Raw genomic sequence first — 17,631 nt, 5'->3', positions numbered from 1 at the left:
CCCGTGCGCTACCCACCCATCCCTTTGTTCGCGGGAAAGCTGTCTCATCCCTTCGTCCCGCTCGGTCGCAGGCCGGCCGGGGCGCGCAGCGAAGGTCAAGGGCGGCCGAAGGCCGGCGCTCCGCGCGCACCCTTTACCGCAGCGAGCACGCTGGCAGGCTGGCGGCGGAACGGAGTCGGATCGGCGCTGGCGCTTGCCGTCGTTCTGTTGTTCAGCAGCGCTGCGCCTGTCCCGGCGTTGGCGCAAGATATGCCGGCCGCGCGATCGACGGCCGTCCATCCCTATGCCGGTCATGTCGCCGAAGCAGCGCGGCGGTTCGGCATTCCCGAGGCGTGGATATGGGGGGTGATGCGCGTCGAGAGCGGCGGCAATTCCCGCGCCGTCTCGCGCGCCGGGGCGATGGGCTTGATGCAGATCATGCCCGCGACTTGGGGCGCGCTGCGCACCCGCTACGGCCTCGGCCCCGATCCGTTCAACGTGCGCGACAACATCATGGCGGGCGCGGCCTATCTGCGCGAGATGCACGATCGCTACGGCAACGCGAGCGCAATGCTGGCGGCCTATAATGCGGGACCGGGCCGCTACGACGACTTCGTGTCGCGCGGCCGTCCGCTGCCGCCCGAGACGGTGGGTTATCTCGCCCAGCTCGCGCCGATCACTGGCGCATCGGGCGCTGTGGAGGTGGCGGTGAGCGTGCCGCCTGATCCGTTCGCCTGGCGCCGCGCCGCGTTGTTTGTCCGCACGGGGAGCGCCGCATCAGAGGCCGTTAGCGCGCCGTCCGGCAGCAGCGAAACCATGCCGGAAACGCCCTCAGGCAGCGTCGAATCTGACGGCGGTCGCACGACCGATCCGTCGCCCAATGTGGCACACGACATCCTGTTCGTGTCCCGCGCTCGCGCGGGTCGACCGCAATGATCGGCCCGTCGCTCCCTTCATCCGTCCGAAGCAGCAAAGTGGCTGGGGAGGAGGAAAACGGCAGAAACAGACGAGGGCAAGATACAAGCCCCACCCCGTTTCGCCGAAAAGCCGGGGCTTTTCCGTGGCTTCACATGGGGGCGTCGGTCGGCGAGCGTGCCGCTCGGAAGGAAAAAGCCAGGCATTTCAACGCGCCGAACGGCACCACGGCCGGTTTTCGGCGGAAAGCGGCCCGGCCATGAGCGAGGAGCGCGAGTTCCGCATCCGGCCGGGCAAGGCCAAACGCAGCAAGGCGCAAGGCCGCAATGCGCGCGGCCTGGTCGCCGAGGTTCTGCGCGTCGCCGCGATGAGCGGCGGGAGCCAGCGTGGCGGCTGGGGCGGATCGCGTCGGCGCGGCCAGTCGAGCTTTGGGAAAGGCCGCACGGCGTTCGCGCGCAGCCGCCTGTTCGGCTCTAGCCGGCGCGTGCTGGTGAAGGCGCTGCCGGTGCGCCACCGTATCGGCGGCCGGCGCATGGCGCCACTGTTCGCGCACGTTGCCTATTTGAAGCGCGAAGGCGTGACCCGCGATGGCTCGCCGACGCGCATGTTCGATGCGGATTCCGATCGCGCCGACGACCGCGCGTTCGCCGAGCGCTGCAAGGATGACCGGCACCATTTCCGCATCATCGTTTCGCCCGAAGACGCGGGCGAGCTGACCGACCTTGGCGAATACACCCGCGACCTTGTGCGGCAGATGGAGGCGGACCTGGGGACGCGGCTCGATTGGGTCGCGGTCGATCACTGGAACACCGACAACCCGCACGTCCATCTGCTTGTGCGGGGCGTCACCGACCAAGGCGCCGATCTCGTCATGGCGCGCGACTACATCAGTCATGGGCTGCGCTCCCGCGCGGAGGAACTGGCCCAAGCCGAGCTGGGGCCGAAACCCGAGCATGAAATCCAGCGTGCGCTCGACCGCGAGGTGACGGCGGAGCGCTGGACCCGGCTCGACACCGAGATCCAACGCACCGCCGACGAGCTGGGCGTCATCGACCTGCGTCCCGAGCGGCCCGGCCCGGACGACCCGCGCCTGCGCCGGCTGATGGTCGGCCGGTTGCAGCACCTTGAGACGATGGGGCTCGCCGCCGAGGGCGAGCCGGGCCAATGGGCGGTCGCCGAGGGCGCGCAGGCGAAGTTGCGCGAGCTGGCCGCGCGCGGCGACATCATCCGCACCATCGGTCACGCGCTCAAGGATCACGGGCAGGACCGGCCGCTCGACGGCTATGCCGTCGTGAACGGCGCGCCGGATAAACCCATCGCCGGCCGGCTGATCGATAAGGGGTTGCACGACGAGCTGACCGGCACCGCCTATGCCGTGATCGACGGCACGGACGGGCGCAGCCATCATGTCCGCTTGCCCGGCATCGAGGCGCTGGAGCACAGCCCGGCGCTTGGCGGGATCGTCGAGCTACGCGCGATCGGCAAGCCCGGCGAGCCGAAGCCCACCCTGATCCTCGCCACCCGGTCGGACCTCGACCTCGCCGCGCAGGTGAAGGCGCCCGGCGCGACCTGGCTCGACCATCGGCTGATGGAGCGCGGCGCTGGCGTCGCGGATGGTGGGTTCGGTGCCGAAGTGCGCCGCGCTATGGACGCCCGCACCGATCATCTCGTCCGCGAGGGGCTGGCCCGGCGTTATGGCGAGCGGACCGTGTTCGAGCGCGGCCTGATCGACACGCTGCGGCGGCGCGAGCTGGACGCGGTTGGGGCGAAGATCGCCGGTGAGACCGGACTGGCCTACCGGCCGACGCAAGCCGGCGAGAAGGTCGCCGGTGTCGTCCGCCAGCGCCTCGCGCTCGCGTCCGGCCGCTTCGCCATGATCGACGACGGACTCGGCTTCCGCCTCGTGCCTTGGGCCAGCGCCCTCGAACAGCAGCTCGGCCGCCAGGTGTCCGGCGTCGTCCGCGACGGAGGCGGGCTCGACCTCATGATGGGCCGCAAGCGCGGCCTCAGCCTCTAGCCAACGCAAGGAGACATCCATGTCCGCGACAAAAATCCTATGGGGCCAGGTCATCACCGTGTTCCTGATCGTGCTCGCCGGTGTGTGGGGCGCGACGCAGTGGACGGCCGCGGCTTTGGCCTACCAGCCCGAGCTAGGCCCGCCGTGGTTCATCATCGGCGGTTGGCGGGTCTATCCACCGCCGGCCTTCTTCTGGTGGTGGTTCAGCTTCGACGCCTACGCACCGCGCATATTCCTGACAGGCGCCTATATCGCTGCGTCCGGCGGGTTCGCGTCGATCGCCGTCGCCATCGGCATGTCAGTGTGGCGCGCGCGCGAGCTGAAGAATGCCGAGACTTACGGCTCGGCGCGCTGGGCGAGCGAGAAGGAGGTTCGCGCCGCCGGCTTGCTCGGCGCCGATGGCGTGGTGCTGGGCAGACTCGGCCGCGACTATCTCCGTCACGATGGCCCCGAGCATGTGCTGTGCTTCGCGCCAACCCGATCGGGCAAGGGCGTCGGGCTGGTCATCCCGTCGCTGCTGACCTGGCCGGGCTCGGCGATCGTCCACGACATCAAGGGCGAGAACTGGCAGCTCACCGCCGGCTTCCGGTCGCGGCATGGCCGGGTGCTGCTGTTCGATCCGACCAACGCGGCGTCGGCCGCCTACAATCCGCTGCTGGAAGTGCGGCGCGGCCAGTGGGAAGTGCGCGATGTGCAGAATGTCGCGGACGTGCTGGTCGATCCCGAAGGCAGTCTCGAGCGTCGGAACCATTGGGAGAAGACATCGCATTCGCTGTTGGTCGGCGCGATCTTGCATGTCCTCTACGCCGAGCCGGACAATACGTTGGCCGGAGTGGCATCGTTCCTCTCCGATCCGTCGCGAACGATCGAGCAGACGCTGGCCGCGATGATGGCGACGCCGCACCTGGGCGAAACTGGCGTGCATCCCGTCGTCGCCAGCGCGGCGCGCGAGTTGCTGAACAAGTCGGACAACGAACGATCGGGCGTGCTCAGCACCGCCATGTCGTTCCTCGGGCTTTATCGCGATCCTGTCGTCGCGCAGGTCACGCGGGCCTGTCAGTGGCGCATATCGGATCTGGTCGAGGACGAGCGGCCGGCGACGCTCTATCTGGTCGTGCCGCCCAGCGACATATCGCGCACCAAGCCGCTCATCCGCCTCATCCTCAACCAGATCGGGCGCCGTCTGACCGAAGAGTTGACGCCGAAGGGCAACCGCCATCGCGTTCTCTTGATGCTCGACGAGTTCCCGGCGCTCGGGCGCCTCGACTTCTTCGAGTCCGCCTTGGCGTTCATGGCGGGCTATCGGCTCAAGGCGTTTCTGATCGCGCAGTCGCTCAATCAGATCGAGAAGGCTTACGGGCCGAACAACGCGATACTCGACAACTGCCATGTCCGGGTGAGCTTTGCGACCAACGACGAGCGGACCGCCAAGCGCGTGTCCGACGCACTCGGCACCGCGACCGAAATGCGGGCAATGAAGAACTATGCTGGGCATCGCCTGTCGCCGTGGCTCGGGCATCTGATGGTGTCGCGATCTGAGACTGCGCGCCAGCTCCTCACCCCCGGCGAGGTGATGCAGCTCCCGCCCGACGACGAGATCGTGATGGTGGCGGGCGTCCATCCAATCCGGGCGAAGAAGGTGCGCTACTTCCAGGACCGCCGCCTGTCCGAGCGGATCACGGACGCCCCCAAGCCGCCCGCAGGCACGGCGCGGCCCGATGACTGGACCGGGCGCGCGGCCACCGCCGATCCGGGCGACCTGGCGCGGATCGTCCGGGCGCAGGAAGATGCCGCCAATGGCGGGCTGCGCCGTGAGCCCGAACTGCCCGAGCATGTCGCTATTGCGCCCGAAACATCGCCGCCGCCCGCTCAAGAGTTCGCGATCGTCGATGACGAACAAGACGATGCGGCCCGGCAGGCGGCCGTGCGTCGCCGTATGCAGGGACTAGCGCGCCAAGCCTCGCTCGACCCCGGCGACGGCATCGAGCTGTAGGGGGCGATCGTGCGCGTCCGGCTCAATGTCTATTTCCCGCCCGCGCTTGCCAAGCAGATTGACGAACTGGCGATCCGGCGGCGTATCTCGCGCTCGGCGATCGTGGAAGCCGCGGTCACATCCTATCTGTCGCCGGACGGTGCCGACCGGATGGAGGCGGCGTTCGCCCGCCGCCTCGATCGCCTGTCGCGGCAGTTGCAGCGACTGGAGCGCAACACCGGCCTGACGACCGAGGCGCTGGCGCTGTTCGTCCGCTTCTGGCTTTCCGTCACGCCGCCGCTGCCCGACGAAGACCAAGCGGCCGCTCAGGTGAAGGGGCGTAAGCGCTACGAAGGCTTCGTTGAAACGCTCGGTCGGCGCTACGCGAGCGGCAAGAGCTTGGTGGATGAGATATCAGAAGACATCGGGTCGGAACTGCAAAATCGCTCTCCGGACGGCTGACCTGATAGTTTGGAGATTCCTGGCTATTCCGTCCGCCTGTATGCTCACTCGGATTTCGGAGGGCGCAGGTGCTCTTTGACCTGCCCGGATTTGACGGGATCGATTTCGTTGGCGACGCCATGCGCCCAATCGACCCAGTCCTTCAGTTCCAATCCAGTAAGATCATGCTCTCCCGCCGTCACCGCTTCCTCGACACTTGCGATGAGCGATCGGATGTCCTGAGCCTGCCGTAATAGTTCTCCGCTGCGGCGGAGCGCTTTCAGCCGTGCCTCATTCGCCTGGGCAAGCCGCCTGCGCTGAGCTTCGGCTTCCGCTTTCAGGGCATGCTCGATCCGTTCGATCTCCTGGCGGAGCGAACGGCGGTAGGCTGCCTCGCCACCCACGATTGTCTCGACGACAATGTCCGCAAGGCATGTCTCGATCCTGCTTTTGTCCTTGTCCTCCCACGATCTTTCAAGCTCGCTATCCCATGATGGACGAATGGAGAGAACGAGAGGGGTGGACGCTGGAAGGGCTGCAGCCTGATCAGGGTAGGACCAGCGATTTGCGTAGGAGCGGCCACGCTTCGGCTCGAGGGAGATCGAGATGTGCATGCTCCCGACCGTGGCTTGGGCGTGAATCTCTGCTTCGCGCTCATATGCATTTGCCGCAGCGCCCTGCTTCTTGAGTACCCAAAAAAGCCCGTTTAGAATCCGTAGTCGACGCTGATCAACGGGATTATCAAATAAGGGTTTGGCAACGCCCCAAGTGCGGTCAGCCTGAGCAGCCTTGGCTCGCAACTCCTGTTCGCGCTTCAGGATGCCAGCCAAACCGGGATGCAGTGGGTCCAGCTTTCGGGGCAGGCCGACCCGCCCGATTTTTCGGGTTAGCATTTCCCGCAGGTCGTCGAGGCTTTCTGGGACAAACGCGCTGGCAAACGGGCCATCGGGACTAGCTAGCGGCTCACAATCGAGGATGTCGGCGAAGCGTTCGTCCAGATACAAGTGCTGGCGCTGGCCCGGTCTTCGCGGGTCCGGCTTTGGTGGATCGGGAACGCGCCGTCCGGCATGAACGCGGTTCCAGTGTCCCTGCGGCGGAAGGACGATCCCGTATCCCGTCAGAAGCTTGCGCAGGCCCACATCCGAAATGCCCACCTTTTTGGCCAAGTCGCGCATCGGAGCTGACCAAGCGAACTCGATCAGCTTCTCAGGCGCGACTCGGATCTGGTCCTTAAAGCGATAGTTTGAAGCCATCCTGTAATCGCCGCGCCCTGAATCCGCACTCCGCAAGTATCCACCGCCGCTCGCGCTACGCCAACAGAGAGATGTTGCAGCGGGGTATTTTACGGCCTTCTTGATGAACCCCTGACGTCGGGCGATGAACGCTCGACCCCGACCAGGGGACCATCGTGACGATTACTCCGATCCGATCTGAGGCCAAGACGCGTGGTGCACGGATGCTGCGCACGGCGCTCGGGCCGTCGATCGCGGCCTGGCTCGACGACCCGGCTGTCATCGAAGTGATGCTGAACCCGGACGGTCGGCTGTGGCTCGATCGGCTCGGCGAAGGCATCAGCGACACCGGCGAGCTGCTGTCCGCCGCCGATGGCGAACGCATCGTGCGTCTGGTCGCGCACCATGTCGGTGTCGAGGTTCACGCTCGATCTCCGCGCGTCTCGGCCGAACTGCCGGAAGGTGGAGAACGGTTTGAGGGGCTGCTTCCGCCCGTCGTCACCGCACCCACCTTCGCAATCCGCAAGCCTGCGGTCGCAGTGTTCACGCTGGACGACTATGCAGCGGCGGGGATTATGTCAGCCGCAGAGGCCGCGGCGCTGCGCGATGGCGTCGCCGCCCGTGCCAACATCCTTGTCGCGGGCGGCACCGGCAGCGGCAAGACCACGCTGGTCAACGCGCTGTTGGCCGAAGTCGCCAAGACCACTGACCGCATCGTCCTGATCGAAGACACCCGCGAGTTGCAATGCGCCGCGCCCAACCTTGTCGCTATGCGGACGAAGGATGGCGTCGTCTCGCTGTCCGATCTTGTTCGCTCCTCACTGCGCCTACGGCCTGACCGCATTCCCATCGGCGAGGTGCGAGGCGCTGAAGCGCTCGACCTCCTGAAAGCCTGGGGCACAGGACACCCCGGCGGCATCGGTACGATCCACGCCGGCACGGCGCTCGGCGCGCTACGCCGTATGGAGCAGCTCATCCAGGAGGCCGTCGTCACGGTCCCGCGCGCGTTGCTGGCGGAGACCATCGACCTGATCGCCGTGCTGGTCCGCGACGGGCACGGCCGCCGCCTCGCCGAGCTGGCCCGCGTCGAAGGGCTCGACCCCGCCACCGGCGATTATCGCCTCGTTCCGCTTTCCACCACCCAACCGGGAGACCTGCAATGATCCATGCCTTTCGGCATGGCGCACACCGCGTCATGCTCGCCGCCACCGCCAGCGTCCTCGCGCTGACCCTCGCCGTTCCGGCCCATGCCGGCGGATCGTCGATGCCGTGGGAAGCGCCGCTCCAGTCGATCCTCGAAAGCATCGAGGGGCCGGTGGCCAAGATCGTGGCGGTCATCATCATTATCGTGACCGGCCTGACGCTGGCGTTTGGCGATACGTCGGGCGGCTTCCGCCGGCTGATCCAGATCGTGTTCGGCCTGTCGATCGCCTTCGCCGCGTCGAGCTTCTTCCTGTCGTTCTTCTCGTTCGGCGGCGGGGCGCTAGTCTGATGCTCGACGGGGCCGAACCGATTGCGGGCTTTCACGCCCCCGTCCACCGGGCGTTGACCGAGCCGATATTGCTTGGCGGTGCGCCGCGGGCGCTCGCCATCGTCAACGGCACGTTGGCCGGCGCGATCGGCCTGGGCCTGCGCCTGTGGATCGCCGGCCTGGTCATCTGGGCCATCGGCCACGCGATCTCGGTCTGGGCGGCGCGGCGCGATCCGCAGTTCGTGGACGTTGCACGCCGCCACCTCCGCTATCCGACAGGGATGCAGCCATGATGAGCTTGCGCGAATACCGCAGCAAGGCCGCGCGCCTCGCCGACTTCCTGCCCTGGGCCGCGCTGGCCGGCGAAGGCGTGGTCCTCAACAAGGATGGGTCGTTCCAGCGCACGGCGCGGTTTCGCGGCCCCGATCTCGACAGCGCGACGCCGGCCGAGCTGGTCGCTACGAGCGCCCGATTGAACAGCGCGCTCCGCCGGCTCGGATCGGGCTGGGCGATTTTCGTCGAGGCGCAGCGCACGCCCGCGTTCGACTATCCCGAGTCCGCGTTTCCCGATCCGGTGTCGGCGTTGGTGGATATGGAGCGGCGCGAACAGTTCCGCGAGGAAGGTGCCCATTTCGAGAGCGCCTATTATCTGACGCTGCTCTGGATGCCGCCGGCCGAGGAAGCCGCGCGCGCCGAAGGCTGGCTCTACGAGGGCCGTTCGACAACCGGCGTCGATCCTTGGGAGCTGCTCAAGGGCTTCACCGACCGCAGCGACCGCGTCTTGAGTCTGGTCGAAGGCTTCGTGCCGGAGGTCCGGTGGCTCGATGACGCCGAGACGCTGACCTATCTGCACAGCACGGTTTCGACCCGGCACCAGAGCGTGCGGGTGCCGGAAACGCCGATGCACCTGGATGCGCTGCTCGCCGATGAGCCGCTAACCGGCGGGCTCGAACCGAAGCTCGGCGACCATCACCTCCGCACGCTCACCGTCACCGGCTTCCCGAGCGTCACCTTTCCTGGCCTGCTCGACGAGTTGAATCGGCTCGCCTTCGAGTATCGCTGGTCCACCCGCGCGATCATGCTCGACAAGACCGACGCGACCAAGCTGCTGACCCGCATCCGTCGCCAATGGTTCGCCAAGCGCAAGAGCGTCACGGCGATCCTCAAGGAAGTGATGACTAACGAGGCGAGTACGCTGCTGGACAGTGACGCCTCGAACAAGGCCGCCGACGCCGACACCGCCCTGCAGGAGCTGGGCGCTGACTATGCCGGCATGGCTTACGTCACCGCGACGGTGACGGTCTGGGACAGTGATGCCGCCATCGCCGCCGAGAAGTTGCGGTTGGTGGAGAAGGTCATCCAGGGGCGCGACTTCACGGTCATTCCCGAGGGCATGAACGCGATCGAGGCGTGGCTGGGGAGCCTGCCCGGCCATAGCTACGCCAACGTCCGCCAGCCCCCGATTTCCACTATCAATCTCGCCCACCTGATCCCCCTGTCAGCGGTATGGGCGGGGCCGGAACGGGACGAGCATTTCGGTGCACCCCCGTTGCTCTACGCAAGAACCGAAGGCTCGACCCCGTTCCGGTTTTCCCTTCACGTCGGTGATGTTGGTCACACGCTGATCGTCGGCCCGACTGGTGCAGGCAAGTCGGTGCTGCTCGCGCTGATGGCGATGCAGTTCCGCCGCTATCCCGGCGCCCAGGTCTTCGCTTTCGACTTCGGTGGTAGCATCCGCGCCGCCGCGATCGGCATGGGCGGCGACTGGCAGGATCTCGGCGGGATGCTCGCCGACGAGGCCGGCGACGGCGTGCAGCTCCAACCGCTCGCCCATATCGACGATCCGGCCGAGCGCGCTTGGGCGGCCGAATGGCTGGCGGCGATCCTCGCGTCCGAAGGCGTCGCGGTCGATCCGCAAGCCAAGGAGCATATCTGGTCCGCGCTCGGTTCGCTGGCGTCTGCGCCGATCGGCGAGCGCACGATCACCGGCCTTTCCGTCCTGTTGCAGAGTCAGCAGCTCAAGCAGGCGCTGGCTTCCTACTGCATTGGCGGCCCGTGGGGTCGGCTGCTCGACGCTGAGGCCGAGCGGATCGGCAAGGCGACGGTTCAAGCGTTCGAGACCGAAGGTCTGGTTGGTGCCGGATCAGCCGCCGCGGTGCTGTCCTATCTCTTCCACCGGATCGGCGATCGGCTGGACGGCTCTCCCACGCTCATCATCATCGACGAGGGCTGGCTGGTTCTCGACAGCCCCGACTTCGCGGCCCAGCTCCGCGAGTGGTTGAAGACGCTGCGCAAGAAGAACGCGAGCGTCGTGTTCGCCACCCAGAGCCTTGCGGACATCGAAACGTCGAGCATTGCGCCAGCCATCATCGAAAGCTGCCCGACGCGCATATTCCTGCCGAACGAGCGCGCGGCCGAACCGCAGATCGCGGCGATCTACGAGCGATTCGGTCTCAACGCCCGCCAGATCGAAATCCTCAGCCGGGCGACGCCCAAGCGCGACTATTACTGCCAGTCACGGCGCGGCAACCGCCTGTTCGAGCTGGGCCTGGGCGAGATCGCGCTGGCGTTCGCCGCTGCATCGTCGAAATCCGACCAGCTTCGCATCGCTGAAATCACCGAAACGCACGGGGCATCCGCCTTCGCGGCCGAATGGCTGCGGCATCGCGGCTGCACCTGGGCCGTCGAGCTTCTTCCCCCCAGCCAGCAGGAGTTACCGCTATGAAAAATACGATACTGCGCCGCGCCATCGTGGCCGGCGTCCTCGCCACTTCGGGGGTCATCGGCATCACCGCCGCGACCCCGGCCTACGCGCAGTTCGGCGGGATCGTCTATGACCCGACCAATTATGCTTCCAATGTGCTTCAAGCGGCGCGCGCGCTCCAGCAGATCAACAATCAGATTCAGCAAATCCAGAACCAGGCGACGAGCCTGCTCAACGAAGCGCGCAATCTGACTTCGCTGCCGTTCAGCCAGCTCCAGCAGCTACAGAGCCAGTTCCAGCGGACCCAGCAGCTTCTCTCCGAAGCCCAGCGCATCGCCTACAACGTGCGCTCGATCGACCAGGTGTTCTCGCAACGCTATCGCGGCACCAATCTGACCGGCTCGGATAAGTCACTCGTCGACGATGCGCGCAGCCGTTGGGAAACGAGCGTTGGCGCGTTCGAGGATGCGCTGAAGGTGCAGGCCGGCGTCGTCGGCAACCTCGACGGATCGCGAGCCACGCTCGACCGCCTCGTCAACGCCAGCCAGTCGGCCGATGGCGCGCTGCAAGCCGCCCAAGCCGGCAACCAGCTCATCGCCCTGCAATCGCAGCAGCTCGCCGATCTGACTGCGCTCGTCGCGGCGCAGGGCCGGGCGCAGTCGCTCGACATGGCCCAGCGGGCGGCTGCGCAGGCGCAGGCCCGCGAGCAGCTCCGCCGGTTCCTCAGCCCGCGCACCGGCTACCAGCCGGGCAACGCCCGCATGTTCCACGATTGATGCCCGTGGACAGCAAGCTCCTCGCCCGGCTCGGCGCGATCGTGTTCGTCGCCATCGCGATCACCATGACCGCGATCGAGATGAGCCGGCCGCCCGAACCCGCGCGCGAGGTGCCGGCGGCCTTCGCCGAGACCCCGGCGACGGACCCGCTGCTGATCGAGCTGCGCCGGTGTCAGTCGCTCGGCGCTGCGGGCGCGAGCGACTCCGATTGCCTGCGGGCCTGGGCAGAGAACCGCCGCCGCTTTCTCGCGCCCGGCGCGCGTCCCGCCGCTCGCATCGCCGATGGCGCCACGCCACAGGAGAACTGACATGGGCGGCACCGGCGTCGTCGATCGTTTCCTCGAAGTCTTCACCCGCTATATCGACAGCGGGTTCGGCCTGCTCGGCGGGGAGGTGGCGTTCATCGCCACCACTCTGATCGTCATCGACGTGACGCTTGCGGCACTGTTCTGGAGCTGGGGCGCGGACGACGACATTCTGGCCCGCCTCATCAAGAAGACGCTGTTCGTCGGCGTCTTCGCCTACATCATCGGCAACTGGAACAGCCTCGCCCGCATCGTCTTCGAGAGCTTCGCCGGTCTCGGCCTGAAAGCCTCGGGCACCGGCTTCACCGCCGCCGAGCTGCTCCAGCCTGGCCGCGTCGCGCAGGTCGGGTTGGAAGCCGGCCAGCCGATCCTCGAATCCATTTCCGATCTGATGGGTTGGGTTTCGTTCTTCGAGAACTTCATCCAGATCGCCGTGCTGCTGTTTGCCTGGGCGCTGGTCATCCTCGCCTTCTTCATCCTGTCGATCCAGCTTTTCATCACGCTGATCGAGTTCAAGCTGGCGACGCTCGCCGGGTTCGTGCTCATCCCGTTCGGCCTGTTCGGCAAGACCGCCTTCATGGCCGAGCGCGTGCTGGGGCTGGTGATCTCGTCCGGCGTCAAGGTGCTGGTGCTCGCGGTTATCATCGGCATCGGCTCGACCCTGTTCGACGAGTTCCGCGCCGGCTTCGGCGGCGCGCAGCCCAGCATTGAGGACGCGATGGCCGTCGCGCTCGCCTCGCTTTGCCTGCTCGGGCTTGGCATCTTCGGCCCGTCGATCGCCAACGGCATTGTCTCGGGCGGCCCGGCGCTTGGCGCGGGCGCCGCGGCAGGCACCGTGCTGGCGGCCGGCGGCTTGGCTGTAGGCGGTGCCACCGCCGCTCGTCTTGGCGCCGGTGCGGCCGCTGGCGCGATCGGCGGTGCAGCGCGCGGCGCGGCCTTCACATCCGGGGCCGCCAGCAGCGCCTATGCGCTCGGCTCGGCCGGGAAGACCGGCGCTGCCGCCGTCGCGGGCGGGGCCGGCGGCGTCGGCAAGGCTGCCGTAGGCGCAGCCATGTCGCCGCTCCGCCGGGCGGCCGCCTCCCTCAAGGACAGCTATCGCTCGGGCGGCCGCGCCGCCGTGACCGCCACCGGCGGGACGATCTCTGGCGACCCGTCAACACCAACGCCATCGCCGGACGGTTCACCCGCCTGGGCGGCCGCGATGAAGCGCCGCCAGACCATGACTCACGGCGCGACCGTCGCCGCCCACACGCTGCGCTCCGGTGACGGTGGCGGCAGCGGCGCATCCGTCGATCTCAGCCAGAAGGATTAGCCGCCCATGTTCCGACGCCCCACCATCCGCTATGGGCAGACGCCCGAACCCACGACACCCTACCAGCGCGCCGCCCAAGCATGGGACGACCGCATCGGCTCGGCCCGCGTGCAGGCGAAGAACTGGCGGCTCGCCTTCTTCGGCTCGCTCGCTCTTTCGGGGGGCCTGGCCGGCGGGCTGATCTGGCAGTCCGCGCGCGGTCATATCGTGCCGTGGGTGGTGCAGGTCGATCGGCTCGGCGAAGCGCAGGCGGTCGCGCCGGCCGACGCCGGCTACCGTCCGACCGATCCGCAGGTGGCGTTCCACCTGGCGCGGTTCATCGAGCAGGTGCGCAGCATTCCGGCCGATCCGGTCATCGTCCGCCAGAACTGGCTCCGCGCCTATGACTTCACCACGGACAAGGGCGCGCTGGCGCTCAACGATTACGCCCGCGCCAACGACCCGTTCACCCAGGTCGGCAAGGTGCAGGTCGCGGTGGACGTGTCCAGCGTGATCCGCGCGTCGCCGGACAGCTTCCGGGTCGCCTGGACCGAGCGCCGCTATCAGGACGGCAGCCTTGCCGCCACCGAACGCTGGTCCGCGATCCTCACCGTCGTCGTGCAGCCGCCGCGAACGCCCGACGCGCTGCGCAAGAACCCGCTCGGCGTCTTCGTCAATGCCCTCAACTGGTCAAAGGAGCTGTCGCAATGACGCGCCCACCGTTTCCCCGCGTTGCATCGGCGGCGCTGATCGCCTCCGTCGCCGCGCTCGCCGGCTGCGCCACCACGTCCGCCCGGCCGCCCACCATCGCCTACGACGATCGGTCACGCGAGATCGCAGCGACGCCCGCGCCCGAAGCGCCGCGCGCGGTCGAGGTGGTGACGATCCCCGAGCCGCTGCCGCTGCCCGGCCAGTTGAAGCCGGTCGGCGAATCCGGATCGCCGCCCGAGCCTGCCGATCCGCGCCGCCGCGTCGGCGCCGCCAATGCCGCCGCCCGAGTGCAGCCGGTGCGCGACGGGTTCCTCAACGCCATCCAGCAATATCCGTGGACCGATGGTGCGCTCTATCAGGTCTATACCGCGCCCGGACAAGTGACGGACATTGCCTTGCAGGAAGGCGAGCAGCTCGTTGGGCCGGGGCCGGTCGCGGCCGGGGATACTGTGCGCTGGATTATCGGCGACACGATCAGCGGTAGCGGCCCGACCGCGCGCGTGCATATCCTCGCGAAGCCCACGCGGCCCGACATCGCCACCAACCTCGTCATCAACACCGATCGGCGCACCTATCACTTGGAACTGCGCGCGACGCCTTCGACCTACATGGCGTCGGTATCCTGGACCTACCCGCACGACCAGCTCATCGCGCTACGCAGCGCCAATGCGGCGGCGGCATCCGCCGCACCCGCAGCGAGCGGCGTGGACGTGTCCGCGCTCAATTTCCGCTATCGGATCGACGGCGACCGCGCGCCGTGGCGTCCGGTCCGCGCGTTCGACGATGGCCGACAGGTCTTCATCGAGTTTCCTGCCGGGATCTCGCAGGGCGAGATGCCGCCGCTGTTCGTGACCGGCGCGGCCGGCGACGCCGAGCTGGTGAATTACCGGGTGCAAGGCCGCTACATGGTGGTCGATCGCCTGTTCGCCGCCGCAGAGTTGCACCTGGGCGACCGGCGCAGCGAGCAGCGCGTCCGCATCGCGCGCAACGATGGGCGGGAGCGGCGGCCGTGAACGATCGCACCGATATGCCTGCCGCCGAGCCGGCAGCACCGCAGCCGGCGCTCGCCGATCCGACGCCATTCCAGCTTAGGGGCGACCCGCCGCGCGTGATGCGGCTGTCGCGCAAGGCGCTGACCGTCATGGGCGTCGTCGCCGGGCTCGCCATCGGCGGCTCGCTGATCTACGCCCTCAAACCGGCCGGCGAGCGGCAGGCGGAAGAACTTTACAACACCGAGAACCGCGCCACGGCCGAGACGATCACGTCGGGGCCGCGAGACTATGCGCAGGCGCCGCGTCTCGGCCCGCCGCTTCCAGGCGATCTCGGCCGGCCGATCGTGTCCGCCCAGCAGCGCGGCGAGAACGTGCCGGTACCGCCGGTCGGCGCGCAGCCGGGCCAACTCGATCCCCATGCCCAGGCCGCAGAGGCGGCTCGCCAACGCGCCCAGCAGGAACGCGACGCCGCCCGCATTAGCGGCGTATTCCTCGGTGGGAACGCGGGCAGCAACGGAGCGACGCCGGCTCCGTCGCTCGTCTTGCCTGACCAAGCCGCGCCGCAGCCGCAGCAGGCGAGCGCGGCTCAGGGCGATCAGGCGGCGAAGCGTGCCTTCATGGCGCAGGCATCGAGCCAACGCACGGTGAGCGTGGAGCGACTGGCCGCGCCCGCGTCGCCCAACATCGTACAGGCCGGCAGCATCATTCCTGCCGCGCTCATCACCGGCATCCGGTCCGACCTTCCCGGCCAGATCACCGCGCAGGTCACGCAGAACGTCTATGACAGCCCCACCGGCCGCATCCTTCTCATTCCGCAGGGCGCGAGGCTGATCGGTGGATATGACAGCCAGATCGCCGCCGGGCAGACCCGTGTTCTGCTCGCCTGGGATCGGCTTATCATGCCGGACGGCCGCTCGATCGTTCTTGAGCGCCAGCCCGGCACCGATGGCGCGGGCTTCGCGGGGCTACAGGACCGCGTGAACCAGCACTGGGGCAACCTGCTCAGGGGGGCGGCCGTCTCCACGCTACTCGGCGTCGGCGCCGAGCTGGGCGCGGACAGCGAGGACGACCTGACCCGCGCGCTGCGGCGCGGCTCGCAGGACACCATCAATCAGACCGGCCAGCAGATCGTGCGGCGGCAGCTCAATGTGCAGCCGACGCTCACCATCCGGCCAGGGCACCCGCTGCGCGTGGTCATCACGCGCGATCTTGTGCTCGAACCCATCGGAGAAACGCGATGACCAAGTTGAAGCTCGGGCCACTCACCGACGACCGGCCCGTCAAGCTGACGGTGGAGCTGCCCGCCGCCGTGCACCGCGATCTCGCCGCCTATGCCGCCGCCCTGGCGACCGAAACGGGCGGCGAAGCGGTGACGCCGGAAAAGCTGGTCGCCCCGATGCTTGCCCGATTCATGGCGAGCGACCGGGGATTCTCGCGCGGGCGGCGGGGCGCGAAAGGCTGATCGCAGTCGCGCCGTTCAGTTGCCGAGGAACTTCCTCCGGCGCTCCTCGGCATCGACTTTGATAATCGCTTCCTCGGCGGTGGCGCATTCGCCGCCACGCACCGAGCCGTCACGACACCCGGCCACCACCTGACGCGCCTCGTCGATGTGAGCGACGAAATACTGCGTGCCGCGCGCCTCGGCAGGCGCCGCGGGCGCCGGCGAAGCGACAGCTACGACATCGGCTGGCTGGATCGGCGAAATAACGGGCCGCAAGACGAATCCGCCCGTGAAGCCGATGACCAAAGTGACGAGCACGATGATGATAGTCTTGCCTTGCGTCATGCCGATCAACTCCAAGATATTATTGGAATCTCTGTGAGAAACAAAAGGACAGCGCATAGCGTGTCTTGATGAACCCGAGGAGGCGATGCAGCGCCGGATTGCCGTTGTCATCGCGCCAGCAACCCGAATATTCGGTCAGCGCTGGCCCTTGTTCGCCGTGAATTGGCCGATAGATGACATCAGGATAAATCGCGCCGGTCGATCCCTCGCACACGATGCTCACGCCGGAGCTGGCGCCTAGGAAGCTGAGGACGGTTTCGCGGCTGGCCTGAAACATTCGGATGTCCGGCTTGCCGCCTGCTATCGCCAGTCTGCCGAGGAGCATGTCGCGGATTTCCGGTCCGGGGTCGGCTGCTGGCAGCATGAAATGCTCGCTCCGAAGGTCCGTCCAGTGAACGACGTCCCTTTCCGCGAGCGGATGCGACGCCGGCAGTGCGACAAGCATTCGTTCGCTCCAAAGCGGCTCGCAGCGAAATCCGTCATGGCTTGGCGTTCCCATCAGGATCGCGATGTCGATCTCGCCCGTATCAAGTCCGGCGAGGAGAACGCTACGATCAGCCTCGACGCATTCCACTTCGACATCGGGATGTGCCTCGTGCCAGTTCATAAGCGTCGCCCGGAGATTGCCTGCGGAGACCGGGCTGTTGTGTCCAAGCAATAGGCCCCCAGCGCGGCCCTGACCTGCCGCTTGCATCATCGTCACAAGCTTGTCCGCCGTCGCTACCATTGGCTTTGCGCCGCGAATAAACGTGGTGCCGGCCAGCGTCATTGTGACGCCGGCGCGAGAGCGCTCGAAGATTCGCATCCCGATCGAACGCTCCAACTTTTGGATGGCGCGACTTAGCGTCGATTGCTCAACATCTAGCGCGCGGGCCGCACGATAGAAGCTACCGTGATCGGCAGCCGCGATGGCGTAGCGAAGCTGTCGGATATAAAAGGTCATACCGTAATCACCGAGCCCTCAGTTTGCGCTAATGCTTCCTTCAGCCACATGAGCGCCTGCGATCAGACGGCCCCCGGTTTTCGCGAAATTGCATTG

Annotated in this window: 18 protein-coding genes; 15 read left to right on the top strand and 3 right to left on the bottom strand. The window is 67.4% G+C overall.

Going from position 1 to position 17,631, the window contains the following annotated elements; genetic code table 11:
* Positions 1-3: 3 nt before the first annotated feature.
* The 4 genes from AAC640_RS10770 (at position 4) to AAC640_RS10755 (ending at position 5,345) form a co-directional block, all read left to right on the top strand.
* Positions 4-915 carry a lytic transglycosylase domain-containing protein gene (locus tag AAC640_RS10770; RefSeq protein WP_340266126.1) on the top strand — a complete coding sequence of 304 codons (912 nt, stop codon included), beginning with the start codon at positions 4-6 and terminating at the stop codon, positions 913-915.
* 238 nt (positions 916-1,153) lie between these two features.
* On the top strand, positions 1,154-2,911 hold the full coding sequence (locus tag AAC640_RS10765; RefSeq protein ID WP_340266125.1) for a relaxase/mobilization nuclease domain-containing protein: 1,758 nt from the start codon (positions 1,154-1,156) through the stop codon (positions 2,909-2,911).
* A gap of 19 nt (positions 2,912-2,930) precedes the next feature.
* The gene (locus AAC640_RS10760) at positions 2,931-4,904 is read left to right on the top strand and encodes a conjugal transfer protein TraG (protein WP_340266124.1); all 1,974 of its coding nucleotides are present in this window, start codon (positions 2,931-2,933) and stop codon (positions 4,902-4,904) included.
* 9 nt (positions 4,905-4,913) lie between these two features.
* A complete protein-coding gene (locus tag AAC640_RS10755; protein WP_340266123.1) occupies positions 4,914-5,345 on the top strand; it encodes a ribbon-helix-helix domain-containing protein in 432 nt (143 codons plus the stop codon).
* A gap of 44 nt (positions 5,346-5,389) precedes the next feature.
* Here AAC640_RS10755 and AAC640_RS10750 read toward each other — a convergent pair whose 3' ends face one another.
* Entirely contained in the window at positions 5,390-6,577 is a 1,188-nt protein-coding gene (locus AAC640_RS10750; RefSeq protein ID WP_340266122.1) for a hypothetical protein, read from the bottom strand.
* A gap of 155 nt (positions 6,578-6,732) precedes the next feature.
* Here AAC640_RS10750 and trbB point away from each other — a divergent pair, with 155 nt between their 5' ends.
* The 11 genes from trbB to AAC640_RS10695 are packed head-to-tail and all read left to right on the top strand — an operon-like array spanning position 6,733 to position 16,268.
* Positions 6,733-7,719 (top strand): P-type conjugative transfer ATPase TrbB, encoded by a 987-nt coding sequence (gene trbB / locus AAC640_RS10745; protein WP_340266121.1) that lies wholly within the window; start codon positions 6,733-6,735, stop codon positions 7,717-7,719.
* Positions 7,716-8,048 carry a TrbC/VirB2 family type IV secretion system protein gene (locus AAC640_RS10740; protein WP_340266120.1) on the top strand — a complete coding sequence of 111 codons (333 nt, stop codon included), beginning with the start codon at positions 7,716-7,718 and terminating at the stop codon, positions 8,046-8,048. The genes trbB and AAC640_RS10740 overlap by 4 nt, the downstream gene beginning before the upstream one ends.
* Entirely contained in the window at positions 8,048-8,320 is a 273-nt protein-coding gene (locus tag AAC640_RS10735; protein WP_340266119.1) for a VirB3 family type IV secretion system protein, read from the top strand. The genes AAC640_RS10740 and AAC640_RS10735 overlap by 1 nt, the downstream gene beginning before the upstream one ends.
* A complete protein-coding gene (gene trbE / locus AAC640_RS10730; protein WP_340266118.1) occupies positions 8,317-10,752 on the top strand; it encodes a conjugal transfer protein TrbE in 2,436 nt (811 codons plus the stop codon). Before AAC640_RS10735 ends, trbE begins: the two co-directional genes overlap by 4 nt.
* Positions 10,749-11,507 (top strand): P-type conjugative transfer protein TrbJ, encoded by a 759-nt coding sequence (gene trbJ, locus AAC640_RS10725; protein WP_340266117.1) that lies wholly within the window; start codon positions 10,749-10,751, stop codon positions 11,505-11,507. The genes trbE and trbJ overlap by 4 nt, the downstream gene beginning before the upstream one ends.
* A gap of 5 nt (positions 11,508-11,512) precedes the next feature.
* Positions 11,513-11,815: a putative entry exclusion protein TrbK-alt gene (gene trbK-alt, locus AAC640_RS10720; protein ID WP_340266116.1), complete on the top strand. Its 303-nt coding sequence runs from the start codon at positions 11,513-11,515 to the stop codon at positions 11,813-11,815.
* Position 11,816: 1 nt separating this feature from the next.
* Complete coding sequence (gene trbL / locus AAC640_RS10715; RefSeq protein ID WP_340266115.1) at positions 11,817-13,124, top strand: P-type conjugative transfer protein TrbL; 1,308 nt, start codon at positions 11,817-11,819, stop codon at positions 13,122-13,124.
* Positions 13,125-13,130: 6 nt separating this feature from the next.
* Positions 13,131-13,814: a conjugal transfer protein TrbF gene (gene trbF / locus AAC640_RS10710; RefSeq protein ID WP_340266114.1), complete on the top strand. Its 684-nt coding sequence runs from the start codon at positions 13,131-13,133 to the stop codon at positions 13,812-13,814.
* Complete coding sequence (gene trbG, locus AAC640_RS10705) at positions 13,811-14,827, top strand: P-type conjugative transfer protein TrbG (RefSeq protein WP_340266113.1); 1,017 nt, start codon at positions 13,811-13,813, stop codon at positions 14,825-14,827. The genes trbF and trbG overlap by 4 nt, the downstream gene beginning before the upstream one ends.
* 14 nt (positions 14,828-14,841) lie before the next feature.
* The gene (locus tag AAC640_RS10700; protein WP_340266260.1) at positions 14,842-16,047 is read left to right on the top strand and encodes a TraB/TrbI/VirB10 family type IV secretion system protein; all 1,206 of its coding nucleotides are present in this window, start codon (positions 14,842-14,844) and stop codon (positions 16,045-16,047) included.
* Entirely contained in the window at positions 16,044-16,268 is a 225-nt protein-coding gene (locus AAC640_RS10695) for a DUF2274 domain-containing protein (RefSeq protein ID WP_340266112.1), read from the top strand. Before AAC640_RS10700 ends, AAC640_RS10695 begins: the two co-directional genes overlap by 4 nt.
* A 15-nt stretch (positions 16,269-16,283) precedes the next feature.
* Here AAC640_RS10695 and AAC640_RS10690 read toward each other — a convergent pair whose 3' ends face one another.
* Entirely contained in the window at positions 16,284-16,592 is a 309-nt protein-coding gene (locus AAC640_RS10690) for a hypothetical protein (RefSeq protein WP_340266111.1), read from the bottom strand.
* Between the two features lie 19 nt (positions 16,593-16,611).
* The gene (locus AAC640_RS10685; RefSeq protein ID WP_340266110.1) at positions 16,612-17,535 is read right to left on the bottom strand and encodes a LysR family transcriptional regulator; all 924 of its coding nucleotides are present in this window, start codon (positions 17,533-17,535) and stop codon (positions 16,612-16,614) included.
* Positions 17,536-17,631: the final 96 nt, after the last annotated feature.

Origin of the sequence: Sphingobium mellinum, from assembly GCF_037860795.1 — a bacterium.
GTDB lineage: Bacteria > Pseudomonadota > Alphaproteobacteria > Sphingomonadales > Sphingomonadaceae > Sphingobium > Sphingobium mellinum.
This window is presented reverse-complemented; position numbering and strand designations above follow the sequence as displayed.